Genomic DNA, 12,493 nt, shown 5'->3' with positions numbered 1-12,493 from the left:
TAAAGCATGAAGCGGGCAAAAATCTGGCATAAAATATAGAAAATAGGCTAAACATTGTAATAGCACATAATCAGCCACAAGTGATAGCGCAAGCCAAATAAGCAGTGGCGATATATGCTAGCCATGATAATTTGGGGCTTCTTTTGTAATATCAACATCATGGACATGAGATTCTCGCAATCCCGCGGCAGTTATTTCGACAAACTGTGCTTTTTCCCATAGATTCTGGATATTACTTGCTCCTATATAGCCCATAGAGCTTCTAAGCCCGCCTACAAGCTGATGTAGCACATCGCCGATTTTACCTCGATAAGGCACGCGCCCCTCAATTCCTTCTGGAACAAGCTTATCTTGAGCAGTGCCTTCTTGAAAATACCGATCGGCACTTCCTTTTGTCATTGCGCCTATGCTTCCCATTCCGCGATAGCTTTTGTATTGTCTGCCTTGATATAGCACCAAATCACCCGGGCTCTCTTCAGTGCCTGCTAGAAGGCTACCTATCATCACGCTTGAAGCACCTATGGCTAAGGCTTTAGCGACATCTCCGGAATATTTTATCCCGCCATCAGCGATCACAGGTATGCCAAGCTTGCTTGCGACTTTGGCACAATCCTCAATCGCAGTGATTTGGGGCATTCCAACCCCTGCTACGATACGAGTGGTGCATATACTGCCCGGACCGATTCCAACCTTTATCGCGTCTGCACCTGCTTTGATTAAATCTGTGGCAGCTTGGCTTGTTACGACATTTCCGACAATCACATCGATATTCATCGTGTTTTTGATCGCTTCAAGCGTGGAGATGATATTTTTAGAATGTCCGTGAGCAGAATCTAGCACGATCACATCAACTCCCGCATTGATGAGTGATTGCGCTCTATCAAGCTGACCTACGCCAATAGCCCCTCCCACGCGCAATCTTCCCATAGAATCTTTATTTGCGTTTGGATATTCGATTCGTTTTTGAATGTCTTTTATTGTGATAAGACCTTTGAGGATATTATTGTTATCGACAAGTGGCAGTTTTTCGATTCTGTGTTTATGCATGATTTGCTGTGCTTCTTCAAGACTCACGCCCACGCTTGCTGTAACAAGCGGCATTTTTGTCATCACATCGCCGATTTTGCGACTCAAATCATTCTCAAAGCGCATATCTCGATTTGTCAAGATTCCAATAAGCACACCATAATCATCGACCACAGGCACGCCCGAGATTTTGTAATTATCAGTGATGATTTTTGCATCAGCAAGTGAGCGATTAGCTTGGATAAAAATCGGATCTTGGATAACGCCACTCTCGCTTTTTTTGACTTTTTTGATTTGCTCAACCTGCAATTCTGTTGGCATATTTTTGTGGATAATGCCAATCCCGCCATATCTTGCCATAGCAATGGCAGTTCGGTATTCTGTAACGGTATCCATAGCTGCGGATACAAATGGAATATTGAGGGTGATATTTTTGGTAAGCTTAGAAGAGGTATCAATCTCTTTTGGTAACACTTCAGAGTAGGCGGGAATAAGTAAAATATCTTCAAAGGTGAGTGCTTTTTTGATGATTTTCATAAAAACTCCTTTTGTGAATTTGTGAATTATTGTAATTGATACTCTAAGCCAAATGCTGCGTCTAATATATTTTGCTCTTCAAATGCCCGACCAATAAGCTGCATTCCTATAGGTAAGCCCTCTTTAGATTCTCCGACAGGCAGGCATATAGCAGGCAGTCCAGCGAGATTTGCGCCGATTGTATAAATATCGCTAAGATACATCTCAAGCGGGCTTTGGCTTGATCGAAATTTTGGGGCGACATTTGGTGCCACAGGGCAGAGTATGAGATCGACATCGCTAAAAATCTCCTCATATTGTTGCTTGATAAGAGCGCGCATTTTTTGGGCTTTGAGATAATACGCATCATAATACCCGCTACTTAGCACAAAACTTCCTAATAAGATTCTGTTTTTGACTTCATTGCCAAATCCATTTGTCCGCGTGTTGATATAGACATCTTTAAGGTTCTTGCCTTCAATCCTATGCCCAAAGCGGATTCCATCAAAGCGTGCGAGATTTGAGCTTGCTTCAGCCGTGCATAAAATATAATATGTAGAAATATGAAAACTTGTATCAATCATTTTTTTGGGAATAATCTCATGCCCGTTTGCTTCCAGAATCTTAATCGTATCTTCGTATGCTTTGGCAATAGTCGGGCTTGCATCTTTTAAGAAATCCCGCAATACACCGATTTTAAACCCTCGCTCTCTATCGAGTTTTTTAAATGTTTCGCTAGGCTTGAGATTAGCACAAGTAGAATCTTTTTTGTCAGCTCCACTTATCATATCAAATAATATCGCGCAATCCTCGACATTTTGGGTGATTGGTCCTATTTGATCAAGGCTTGAGCTATATGCGATGAGTCCATATCTACTCACGCGCCCATAAGTTGGCTTTAATCCGACACAACCACAATATCCAGCAGGCTGTCTAATCGAACCTCCCGTATCGCTTCCAAGAGCAGCTATGGCTAATCCACCTGCCACAGCTGCCGCACTTCCTCCAGAGCTTCCTCCCGGCACACAAGCGGAGTTTTTTGGGTTTTTTGTCCGCCCATAGCAGCTAGATTCTGTGGTGCTTCCCATTGCAAATTCGTCCATATTTGCTCGCCCAAACGCGCTCATTCCATTTGCGCGCAATCGCTCAATCACGTTTGCATTATATGGGGCGATATAGCCTTGTAGGATTTTGCTAGCACAAGTGATTTGCCAGTCTTTGACATTGATATTGTCTTTGATGAGAATTGGCACACCTTCGTATTTATCATCAGAAAAATCAATATACGCATTGAGTTCGATATTTTGTTGTGCTTTGTTTTGGATAATGGCTTTCAGGGCGTTTTGCTCTTGTTTGGGTAGCAATAAGGCTTCTTTGAGTGTAACCATAAAACCTCCTAACTTAGAATATTTGATTTGGAATATTTGGCTTAGAAATTTTGCGATTATAAACAAAACTAGCTTAAAAGCTGATGTATTTCTAATGTATTGCTTTGAATATCTTTGAATATGATGTAGATTTGTAGAAAAGTGGCTTAGCCTTATCAAAGGCTTAGCATTGTGAGTTATTTTGGTTGGTTATTTTTTGAGTGTAGGAATGTATTTTGAAAGCTCATCGATTTCTTGATCGCTCAATGCTTTTGCTTGTCCCCACATTGTCGCTCCCAAACCAAAGTGATTAAGCGTTCCTGCTTTATAGCCTAACAAATCTTTTTTGATGTCTTCAGGAGTCATAGCGTTTGCGATTTTGCTTTTGCCAAGGGCTTGTTTTTCCATATTTGCACCATGGCAAGCTTGGCATTTCGTTTTGATAATATCAGCAGGTGCTGCTGCATTAAGTAAAAGAGAGCAACTAACTGAACCGAGTGCGACTACGAGTGCGACTAAAAGTATTTTTTTCATTTGTCTTCCTTTCTTTGCAATGTTTATGGATAATCCATAAGTGTGTATTTTATAACTTTTATTCTTTAATATCAACTGAAAAATGATTTTAATGAGTAAAAAAATGATAAGAAACCAAGATTAGCGATAATGCAAGCGCAATTTTTATTAAACACAGAATCTAAATCCTCTCTTTTTGCTATGCAACTCTAGGGCTTTGCTTGAGAAGTCATATTTCAGGGAGTTTGAAATTTTTAGCCTGCGATGAACTCTATTGTTACATTTTTTGTGTTTTTGCTTGCCTAAAAATTTCTACACAACCCTGACTAAATCTGCCTAAAAATAGAGGATTTCTTTACACTCTTTTGTGTTTGCATAGAATCTAGATTCTATTGCATTTCTTTTCTTGATTTTTATTTATAGACTCTTTAAGGATAAACCCCCTTAGAATCTACTTTTGGCTATCACTTAGAATCACAAAATAAAAGTATGAAGTCCTTGGTATATATTCCAAATGCCAAAGCTTATCATGCACACAAATCCTAGGAGTAGGAATGTTTTTCTGTGGTTTTTGATAAGTGTGCTGCCAAAAATCCCAACCCCTAGCATTACCAAAAAAGTAACAAACCAAAAGCTAGCCATTATCGCGGTGCTTGCGATGAGGACATTTGGGCTTATGGATTGGGCATTAAGCGCAGAGAGGGCAAAAAAATACACAAGCCCGCAAGGCAAAAAGCCATTTAACACGCCGATAAAAACATAACTCCATAGCGATGATGAAAGCAACAAAGATGAAAAAATCTTAGAGACAAAGCCAAAGTGCGTGATGTTTGGCTCAAAAAATCGCAGAATCTTTGGAAAAAACACCAAGCAGCACGCATACACAATCAGCAACACTCCGATGATAATCGAAAATATCTCGCGGATAAATGGAATAAAAGCAATCCCCTTGCCAAGTAGCCCAAAGACAATGCCTATCAAAAGGTAGCTAAAAAGCCGTCCGAGATTATAACAACAATGTGCTACAAGCATATTTTTGGGGGCTTGCTTGATGCTAGAATACGCAATCACAATGCCCCCGCACATACCTATGCAATGCCCCAAAGACAAAGGAAGTGCGCTCAAAAATACAAAAACAAGCTCAATCATTGCCAACTTCTTTTGTGTAATTTTATTTGGATTTTTTGCTAGATTTTGGTTTTGTGCGATTGTGCTTGCTTGATTGTGCTAGATTTTGCCCCAAATCGCCTTAAATCACCCAAATTGCCCTAAATCGTCCTTAATATTTTTGATTGCCAAATCACCTAGTTAGCTCAAATTTTTAATTATTTTTATCACTCAAGCAAACTACTAGAATCTATACTCTGCCTTAAGAGTTCTTGTGATTTTTGAATGGCTTCAAGATTTTGTTTTTTGCTAGATTCTGTGGTTTTGTCTGCTATGGATTCTCTTTTAGATTTTGCTCTAGATTCTACTTTTGGCACGATTCCTGCGGGCATTTTTATAAACGCATCTTCGTAGTTTTTTCCGCCTTTTTTGTAGCGCACATACACATCGCCACTTTGGTCATTATACAAATATGTATCCACGCCATCGCTAAACATTACCCATTGCGCACACAAAGCCTGCGCCAAAATGGCTATTAACACATAGATTTTCAATACTTTCTCCTCGCATACAAAATAAATAAATCGCATTATACTATTTTAATATGCTAGAATTCTCATTTATAAAGTTTTGTAAGGGGTTTTTATGCTTCGTTTTGCGCCTTCTCCTACCGGAGATATGCATATTGGCAATCTTAGAGCGGCTATTTTTAATTATATTCTTGCCAAACAAAGAAATGAGAAATTTTTGATACGCATCGAGGATACAGATATGGCAAGAAATATTCCCGGAAAAGACAAAGAGATTTTGAGTTTGCTTAATCTTTTTGGTTTGTTTTGGGATAGTCTTGTGTATCAAAGCCATAATTTTTCCAAACATCAGCAATTTGCGGAGTTTTTGTTACAAAACAATAAAGCATTTTATTGCTATTGCAGTAAGGAATTTTTGGAGCAAAAAAAGCAAGAAGCCATAGAGCAAAAAATTCCATTTCGTTATGATGATAGCTGGGCTGAGATTTGCAAAGATTCTACCAAAAAGCCTGTGATACGACTAAGAGGAAGCCAAAAGCCAATCACATATCGCGATGAAATCAAAGGTGAGATTACTTTTGAGCCAAATGAGCTTGATAGCTTTGTCATCATTCGTGAAGATGGCATTCCGACTTATAATTTTGCGTGCGCGTGCGATGATATGATTTATGATATTGATTATATCGTGCGAGGCGAAGATCATGTAAGCAATACCCCCAAACAACTGCTTATCCGCCAAAGTTTAGGCTATGACAAACACATTCAGTTCGCGCATTTGCCAATCATACTCGGACAAGATGGCAAAAAAATGAGCAAAAGAGATAGGGCGTCTTCTGTTGTGTGGCTTTTGGAAGAGGGATTTTTGCCTGTGGCTATTAGTAATTATCTCATCGCTATGGGTAATGCTGTGCCACATGAGATTTTTACGCTAAGCGAGGCGATTGAATGGTTTGACATCAAAAAAATAGCCAAATCTCCCGTCAAATTTGATCTTGCCAAATTACGCTTCATCAATCACGCTCATCTCAAAAACCTCAATGAAAGCGATTTGAGTATGCTTTTGGATTCTAGCTCTACGCCGAATCTAAGCCTTGGCGCGCTAGCTAGAATCTATCTTGAGGAAGCGAGCACACTTAATGAATTGCGCGAGAAAATCGAGGCAATTTTTGCACCAAAGGACATCGCAAAGCTTTATGAGGGGCAGGATTTTTCAAAAGAATGTATGATTTTGTATAATATTTTGTGTGCAAAAAAGCAAAATCTTCCGCTTGAATACGAGGAATTTAAGCAACTATTAATGAAAGAGAGCAATCTCAAAGGCAAGGCGTTTTTCAAGCCATTGCGTATTGTATTAAGCGGGGCTTCTTGCGGTCCTGAGCTACATCAGACTTATCCGTATTTGCGGCTTATGATTGATAAAATCTTATCTCTAAAAAATTAAAGGATTGACATGATTATCATTGGGGCTATTGGAAAAATTTTGCATATGATCATTACTGCATATATCTGGATTATCATCATTGCGACGATTTTGAGCTGGGTGCGCCCTGATCCATATAATCCGATCGTGCAGGTGTTTTACCGCTTAAGTTTTCCTGTGCTTGATTTTTTGAGACGCAAGATTCCGCTTAGCTTTAATGGCATAGATTTTTCGCCATTATTGCTTATCATCGCGCTTGAATTGCTTGATATGACGCTTATTCAGATGATGATGAGGCTTTATTAATGCAGAATCCGCAGAATCTAAAACGCGATATATCTCACTTATTTTTTGTGCTGTGCGTTGTCTTTGTGTGTGGGTGTATAAACCTTAACTCAAAGCCACTGCTAAGCCTTGAAGAGCTACAAACAAAGCCAAAGGGTGTGGCAAGGGATTTTTATATTTGGGAATACATTGGTGATAAAGACACAAGCTTGCAGGATTGCATTGAGGCGTATTCGCTTGTGTATAATGAGATTCCAAAGCTAAAGAGTGCTTTAGAAAAAAAGGGCTTTCATATTGCGATGCCAAAAAGCGTCATCTGCGCTAAACTCTCACTTCAAGAGCTTAAAAATAAAGATCCAGAATGTATTGCATTTGGACTTAGACTTCAAGACATTCCTTTGATGAATCAAGCTGATGTAAAGTTTTTCACCCAAAAGCTTCAGGCAAATCCAAAATTACTTCAAAAAATAGCAATCCTTAGGCAAAAAAATATCACTGAAGCGATGTTTGCAGCTGATGCGCAAACTTTTGCAGATATTTTTAATGCCCTCTCATACTCCCAAAAACTCAAACTTTTTGAGAGCAATCTCAAGCCATCACTTATAAAAAAACTCGCCCATGAAAACAAAACTTCTTTTAATAAAATCTTGCAGACAATCATTTTAGATTCTCAATTTGGCGCGTTTAAAAAAGCCATATCAAAAGCAAATATCACCATATCTGATACAAATACCTTCTTTTTGCTCGGGATTAATGAGATTATAACTCATCATAATACCCACGATGCGCTAAGGTATTTTGAGCTCTCAAGAAATGTGGCTGTTGATCCGTTTTTTAGAGATAGGGCGATTTTTTGGCAATACCTCATAAGCCAAAATGCTTTATTTCTCAATGATTTGCAAGCTAGCAATTTTGTGGATATTTTTTCTATTTTTGCAAATCAAAAGCTCAAAACCACGCCAAATTTTAAAATCATCTCTTCATTTGAGAATCTCGGTGCTAAAAATCCAGATTTTGACATCAAAGATCCATTTTTGTGGCAGACATTGCGCACAAATATTTCAAATATCAAAGACACACAGCAGTATCAAAAGCTCATCAAAAGCTTTTATTATGTAGATTCTGTTCCGCATTTTGCGTATTTTGATAATCGCTTGACAAAATATTCTGTGAATTATTACATTATGCCTTATAGGGATTTGGTGCAGTGGGCAAGTATCGATGAGCAGGCGATGACTTTTGCTATCGCTAAACAAGAGAGTAATTTTTTACCCGCACTCATTTCGCGCTCTTATGCGCTTGGTATGATGCAGATTATGCCATTTAATGTCGAGCCGTTTGCAAAAAAAATAGGGCTTGAGGGGGTGAGATTAGATTCTATGTTTGATCCTGCGATGGCGTATAAATTTGGCAAAATGTATCTCAAAGAGCTTGATGATGAGTTTCATCACCCGTTGTTTGTGGCGTATGCGTATAATGGCGGACCGGGATTTTTGCGACGCACCCTTGAAAAAAAGAGACTCTTTATCAAAAATCGCAAATACGAGCCTTGGCTCTCGCTTGAGCTTCTTCAAAATGAGGAATCAAGATTCTATGGAATGAAAGTTTTGGCAAATTATGTGATTTATCACAAACTTTTAGGCAATGAAATAAATATAGAAGCTCTCTTGCAATCGGCATTAAGATATTAGGTATATGGGATTTTGTTTGTTATTTTTTTCTACAATGCTAAAATTTATGTTTTAAAGGAGTTTGAATGATTAGTAAATGTTTGTTTCCAGCAGCGGGATATGGGACGCGGTTTTTGCCTGCGACAAAAGCAATGCCAAAAGAAATGTTACCAATCCTAACCAAACCGCTTATCCAATATGGCGTAGAAGAAGCGTTACAGGCAGGTTGTCATACAATGGCGATTGTTACAGGACGAGGAAAGCGCAGTATTGAGGATCATTTTGACATTAGCTATGAGCTTGAGCACCAAATCAAAGGCACAGACAAAGAATCCTTAATCGCAGAAGTGCGCACTCTCATCAGTCAATGCACTTTTTCTTATACAAGGCAAAATGAAATGAAAGGTTTAGGGCATGCTATTTTGACAGGTGAGACACTCATTGGCAACGAACCATTTGCAGTGATTTTGGCTGATGATTTATGCACTAATAGCGGCGATGGCGTGCTAGCACAAATGGTCAAACTCTACAACAAACACAAATGTTCGATTGTAGCGATCGAAGAAGTGCCTCAAGATGAAGTCGATAAATATGGCGTGATCTCAGGCGATGAAATTGCCAAAAATGTATATCGTGTCAATAAAACAATCGAAAAGCCAAACAAAAACGAAGCTCCATCAAATCTCGCTATCATCGGAAGATACATTCTTACGCCTGATATTTTTGATATTTTGCGTGTAACACCTCCGGGCAAAAAGGGCGAGATACAAATCACTGACGCGCTTATGGAGCAGGCAAAAAATGGCAGAGTGCTTGCGTATAAATTTGAAGGCAAACGTTATGATTGCGGAAGTATCGATGGTTTCGTGCAGGCTACAACTGATTTTTATAGTGCTTACAAAGCGCGCAAACGCTAACAAACGCTAATGTTTCATCACGGATTTTATACGATTTTTTTGCTTATTTCTCTTGGATTTGGGCTTGTTGTTTTTGTTTTGGGCTCTGTTATCGTGCGGCTTTCTTCGCAAGGACACAAGCCCAAAGCCCCTACGCTTAAGGATTTTCAAAACAAAATCTCTAAAGTCAAGACACAAGAAGAGGCTTTTGCATTGGTTGAGTTGTTTTATAAGGATTTTGGCACGATTTCACCGCACTCCAAACGACTTCAAGAATGGCTTGATACCGTTAAGAGCTTGAGTGGATTAGATTTTATCGATACAGATCAAGCCGCTAAAATCAGAGAAAAGCTCACCCTTACAAATCCTTCACTCAAAGATGAGATCGCTCAACATGTAGGCACAGCACTCAAAACAAAAAAACAATAAACAAAAAGGAAAAAGTATGGATTTTTTGCAGATCAAAGGTGGGGCATTGCTTAAAGGTGAGGTGAGTATATCAGGATCCAAAAACGCTGCATTACCGATTTTATCAAGTGCATTGCTTGCAAAAAATGAAGTGCAGATACAGAATCTACCTTTTGTGGCTGATGTCAAAACTTTGGCGAAGTTGCTTGAACATTTGGGCTCAAATATCACATGGGAATCCAATCATAAAGTGCGTATCGACTCATCTCGCATTATTCATACGAAGGCTATTTATGATATTGTGCGTAAAATGCGCGCTTCTATTTTGGTTTTGGGTCCGCTTTTGGCGCGATTTAGGCAGTGTGAAGTGAGCTTGCCCGGAGGTTGTGCTATCGGCGCGCGACCAGTGGATTTGCATATCAAGGCTATGGAAAAAATGGGCGCACAGATTGTGATACAGGGCGGTTATATCGTAGCTAACGCACCTAATGGGCTTAGTGGCACGCGAATTGTGTTTGATAAGATCACTGTTACAGGCTGTGAAAATGTCATCATGGCAGCAGCTCTTGCAAAAGGCAAAACACAAATCATTAATGCCGCAAGAGAGCCTGAAGTCGTGCAGCTTTGCGAAGTGCTTAAAGAGGCTGGCGTGGAGATTGAAGGCATTGGCACGAGTGATTTAGAGATAATGGGCACAGATGGCGAAGCACTAGATTTTAAGCCAATTCGCGTTATACCCGATAGAATCGAAGCAGGCACATATTTATGCGCAGGAGCGATAACAAACTCGCAAATCAAGCTCACAGATGTAAATCCTCATCATCTTGATGCAATCCTTGATAAACTCAAAGAAATAGGCTTTGGAATCCAAATCAAAAATCAGAGCATTGAGATTTTGCCGGCTAAAAAACTTCATCATTTTGACATCATCACAACTGAATATCCGGGATTTCCAACCGATATGCAAGCGCAATTTATGGCTTTGGCAACGCAATGCGAGGGCACTTCAAGTATCCAAGAGACGCTTTTTGAAAATCGCTTTATGCATGTTAGCGAGCTGAAGCGATTAGGCGCACAAATCACGCTCAATGGCAATAGCGCAAGCATTGTAGGCAAAAGTAATCTAATCGGCGCAGATGTGATGGCTACGGATTTGCGGGCGTCTTCGGCGCTTGTTTTGGCAGGACTTGTCGCGCAAGGACAAACCAATATCCACAGAATCTATCATCTTGATAGAGGGTATGAAAATCTCGAACAAAAACTTAGCCTCATAGGCGCACAAATCACAAGACGAAAAGAGGAGTGATTTTTGTCGTTTTTAAGCGTAATCCAAAACCAAGCCGTCATTGCGAGCAAGGTTTATCCTTGCGTGGCAATCCATAGAATCCACTTTGTGCCACTTCACCACAAAATAACCCTTCGTCATTCTGAGGCTTGCCGAAGAATCCAGAAAAAATTAAAGAAATAAAAAACACAGAATCTATGCTGTAATCGTCATTGCGAGCAACTACATGGCAATCCAGTCAAATTCAAATCTAGATTCTATGGAGATAAAAAGAGCGTGTAAAAAATTCTAGATTTTAAGATGAGTTTGTGGGTTGTGTAGGATTTTGGAATGAGGCGCACTTGTGCGTGCGTCGCAGTGGAAAAATCCAAACTCGCAGCTCAAATCGCTTAAAAGCTAGAATTTAGAATCTACGGAATCTAGAATCTAGATTCTGGATTTATCTAACATGTGCTTTAACACTTAGCTAAAATTCCCTCTCACATGCGCACGTAGGTCTGCTTCCCACTTGGTGAAATCTGGCTTTTTATGCACATCATTTGCCATAAAGCTTGGTAGAAATTTGCTAAAGCCAATAAACTTATGAATCTTATAAAAATGCGCAAAGACCTCATCGACCCCGCGCCCATCAAAGAGCTCGCCCACCTCGTTAAACGCATATAGCGGGGCGTTCCAAGTCGTGCTTAGCATCATAGCCTTGCCCTGACACAGCCCGCCACTTCCATAGCGCTTAGACTCATCGCTCCTACTCCTACCATCGCCGCTAAATAGCACGCCAAGAGCCTCCGCATACAGCACTTCATCAATATATTTTTTCACTATCCATGGTTCGCCCATCCACCAGCCGGGCATCTGCCAGATTACCGCATCTGTGTCCTTCCACTTAGCCACTTCCGCCTTTATCTCATAGCCTTGCGCGATATACGTGGTTTGCACACTCTTGCCGAGCTTTTCTAGCTCCTGCGCGATTATCTCGCTAAATGCCAGATTTAGCTTCCCGCCACTCTCGCCATAACTCATTCCGCCGTTTAAAATTAAGATTTTTTGCATATTTGCTCCTTTTTTATAATTTTTAGTCTTTAGATTCTACCATCTCGCGCACCAGTGCGACATATTCTTTTGCCCTTTAGCTTGCCACCCTTGCTTCCATACGCCCAGCCGTGTGTGAAAACATCATCAAAATATTTTCTAAGTAGCGGCGGGCAAGAGAACCAATAGACTGGGAATTGAAAAATGATATTTTGCGCGCTCTCTAATAGCGCTTGTTCGCGCCTACATCGATTTGCCAATGTGGGTATTCCTTGTAGATTTCATGGATTTGCAGGGTTTTGGAATCTAGTGCATTTTTTAGCTCGCTAGATTCTAAAAGCGTATCTTTTAATATCCTATTTACGCGTGAGTGCGCAATATCGGGGTGTGTTAAGAGTATGAGTGTTTGCATGTTTGCTCCTTTAGTTTTGGTCGTTTTTA

14 protein-coding genes are annotated in these 12,493 nt (G+C 40.0%); 6 read left to right on the top strand and 8 right to left on the bottom strand.

Annotated elements, in window-relative coordinates:
- Window positions 1-117 precede the first annotated feature (117 nt).
- The 5 genes from guaB to DY109_RS08035 all read right to left on the bottom strand — a co-directional run bounded on the left by guaB (window position 118) and on the right by DY109_RS08035 (window position 5,083).
- Window positions 118-1,563 carry an IMP dehydrogenase gene (gene guaB / locus DY109_RS08055; protein WP_023947125.1) on the bottom strand — a complete coding sequence of 482 codons (1,446 nt, stop codon included), beginning with the start codon at window positions 1,561-1,563 and terminating at the stop codon, window positions 118-120.
- A 26-nt stretch (window positions 1,564-1,589) separates the two neighbouring features.
- A complete protein-coding gene (gatA, locus tag DY109_RS08050) occupies window positions 1,590-2,930 on the bottom strand; it encodes an Asp-tRNA(Asn)/Glu-tRNA(Gln) amidotransferase subunit GatA (protein ID WP_023947127.1) in 1,341 nt (446 codons plus the stop codon).
- 189 nt (window positions 2,931-3,119) lie between these two features.
- Complete coding sequence (locus DY109_RS08045; RefSeq protein ID WP_023947129.1) at window positions 3,120-3,443, bottom strand: c-type cytochrome; 324 nt, start codon at window positions 3,441-3,443, stop codon at window positions 3,120-3,122.
- A gap of 453 nt (window positions 3,444-3,896) precedes the next feature.
- A complete protein-coding gene (locus tag DY109_RS08040) occupies window positions 3,897-4,571 on the bottom strand; it encodes a sulfite exporter TauE/SafE family protein (protein WP_023947131.1) in 675 nt (224 codons plus the stop codon).
- 185 nt (window positions 4,572-4,756) lie between these two features.
- Entirely contained in the window at window positions 4,757-5,083 is a 327-nt protein-coding gene (locus tag DY109_RS08035; RefSeq protein WP_023947133.1) for a hypothetical protein, read from the bottom strand.
- 91 nt (window positions 5,084-5,174) lie between these two features.
- Between DY109_RS08035 and gltX the strand changes: the two genes are divergently transcribed.
- The 6 genes from gltX (at window position 5,175) to murA (ending at window position 11,044) form a co-directional block, all read left to right on the top strand.
- Window positions 5,175-6,500, top strand: coding sequence for a glutamate--tRNA ligase (gene gltX / locus DY109_RS08030; RefSeq protein ID WP_023947135.1), 1,326 nt, complete (start codon window positions 5,175-5,177; stop codon window positions 6,498-6,500).
- A gap of 9 nt (window positions 6,501-6,509) precedes the next feature.
- Window positions 6,510-6,785, top strand: coding sequence for a YggT family protein (locus DY109_RS08025; RefSeq protein ID WP_023947137.1), 276 nt, complete (start codon window positions 6,510-6,512; stop codon window positions 6,783-6,785).
- Window positions 6,785-8,455, top strand: coding sequence for a lytic transglycosylase domain-containing protein (locus tag DY109_RS08020; protein ID WP_023947139.1), 1,671 nt, complete (start codon window positions 6,785-6,787; stop codon window positions 8,453-8,455). Before DY109_RS08025 ends, DY109_RS08020 begins: the two co-directional genes overlap by 1 nt.
- A 65-nt stretch (window positions 8,456-8,520) precedes the next feature.
- A complete protein-coding gene (gene galU, locus DY109_RS08015) occupies window positions 8,521-9,351 on the top strand; it encodes a UTP--glucose-1-phosphate uridylyltransferase GalU (RefSeq protein ID WP_023947141.1) in 831 nt (276 codons plus the stop codon).
- Window positions 9,352-9,360: 9 nt separating this feature from the next.
- Window positions 9,361-9,759, top strand: coding sequence for a hypothetical protein (locus DY109_RS08010; protein WP_112058699.1), 399 nt, complete (start codon window positions 9,361-9,363; stop codon window positions 9,757-9,759).
- Window positions 9,760-9,775: 16 nt separating this feature from the next.
- A complete protein-coding gene (gene murA / locus DY109_RS08005) occupies window positions 9,776-11,044 on the top strand; it encodes a UDP-N-acetylglucosamine 1-carboxyvinyltransferase (protein WP_034549371.1) in 1,269 nt (422 codons plus the stop codon).
- 441 nt (window positions 11,045-11,485) lie between these two features.
- Here murA and DY109_RS08000 read toward each other — a convergent pair whose 3' ends face one another.
- The 3 genes from DY109_RS08000 to DY109_RS12090 are packed head-to-tail and all read right to left on the bottom strand — an operon-like array spanning window position 11,486 to window position 12,464.
- Window positions 11,486-12,073 carry an NAD(P)H-dependent oxidoreductase gene (locus tag DY109_RS08000; RefSeq protein WP_023947149.1) on the bottom strand — a complete coding sequence of 196 codons (588 nt, stop codon included), beginning with the start codon at window positions 12,071-12,073 and terminating at the stop codon, window positions 11,486-11,488.
- A gap of 29 nt (window positions 12,074-12,102) precedes the next feature.
- Window positions 12,103-12,312, bottom strand: coding sequence for an NAD(P)H-dependent oxidoreductase (locus DY109_RS12095; protein ID WP_023947151.1), 210 nt, complete (start codon window positions 12,310-12,312; stop codon window positions 12,103-12,105).
- Window positions 12,276-12,464 (bottom strand): NADPH-dependent FMN reductase family protein, encoded by a 189-nt coding sequence (locus tag DY109_RS12090; RefSeq protein ID WP_023947153.1) that lies wholly within the window; start codon window positions 12,462-12,464, stop codon window positions 12,276-12,278. Before DY109_RS12090 ends, DY109_RS12095 begins: the two co-directional genes overlap by 37 nt.
- Between the last annotated feature and the right edge of the window lie 29 nt (window positions 12,465-12,493).

Source organism: Helicobacter fennelliae (genome assembly GCF_900451005.1).
GTDB classification, from domain to species: Bacteria; Campylobacterota; Campylobacteria; order Campylobacterales; family Helicobacteraceae; genus Helicobacter_B; species Helicobacter_B fennelliae.
The sequence above is the reverse complement of the archived record's forward strand: the minus strand, read 5'-3'. Positions and strand labels throughout refer to the sequence as shown.

Bases quoted from the DNA above. Each gene is read 5' to 3' on its own strand.
- gatA (WP_023947127.1), bottom strand. From the start codon at position 2,930: ATGGTTACACTCAAAGAAGCCTTATTGCTACCCAAACAAGAGCAAAAC.
- guaB (WP_023947125.1), bottom strand. From the start codon at position 1,563: ATGAAAATCATCAAAAAAGCACTCACCTTTGAAGATATTTTACTTATT.
- DY109_RS08040 (WP_023947131.1), bottom strand. From the start codon at position 4,571: ATGATTGAGCTTGTTTTTGTATTTTTGAGCGCACTTCCTTTGTCTTTG.
- DY109_RS08020 (WP_023947139.1), top strand. From the start codon at position 6,785: ATGCAGAATCCGCAGAATCTAAAACGCGATATATCTCACTTATTTTTT.
- DY109_RS08025 (WP_023947137.1), top strand. From the start codon at position 6,510: ATGATTATCATTGGGGCTATTGGAAAAATTTTGCATATGATCATTACT.
- galU (WP_023947141.1), top strand. From the start codon at position 8,521: ATGATTAGTAAATGTTTGTTTCCAGCAGCGGGATATGGGACGCGGTTT.
- DY109_RS08045 (WP_023947129.1), bottom strand. From the start codon at position 3,443: ATGAAAAAAATACTTTTAGTCGCACTCGTAGTCGCACTCGGTTCAGTT.
- murA (WP_034549371.1), top strand. From the start codon at position 9,776: ATGGATTTTTTGCAGATCAAAGGTGGGGCATTGCTTAAAGGTGAGGTG.
- DY109_RS12090 (WP_023947153.1), bottom strand. From the start codon at position 12,464: ATGCAAACACTCATACTCTTAACACACCCCGATATTGCGCACTCACGC.
- DY109_RS08010 (WP_112058699.1), top strand. From the start codon at position 9,361: ATGTTTCATCACGGATTTTATACGATTTTTTTGCTTATTTCTCTTGGA.
- gltX (WP_023947135.1), top strand. From the start codon at position 5,175: ATGCTTCGTTTTGCGCCTTCTCCTACCGGAGATATGCATATTGGCAAT.
- DY109_RS08000 (WP_023947149.1), bottom strand. From the start codon at position 12,073: ATGCAAAAAATCTTAATTTTAAACGGCGGAATGAGTTATGGCGAGAGT.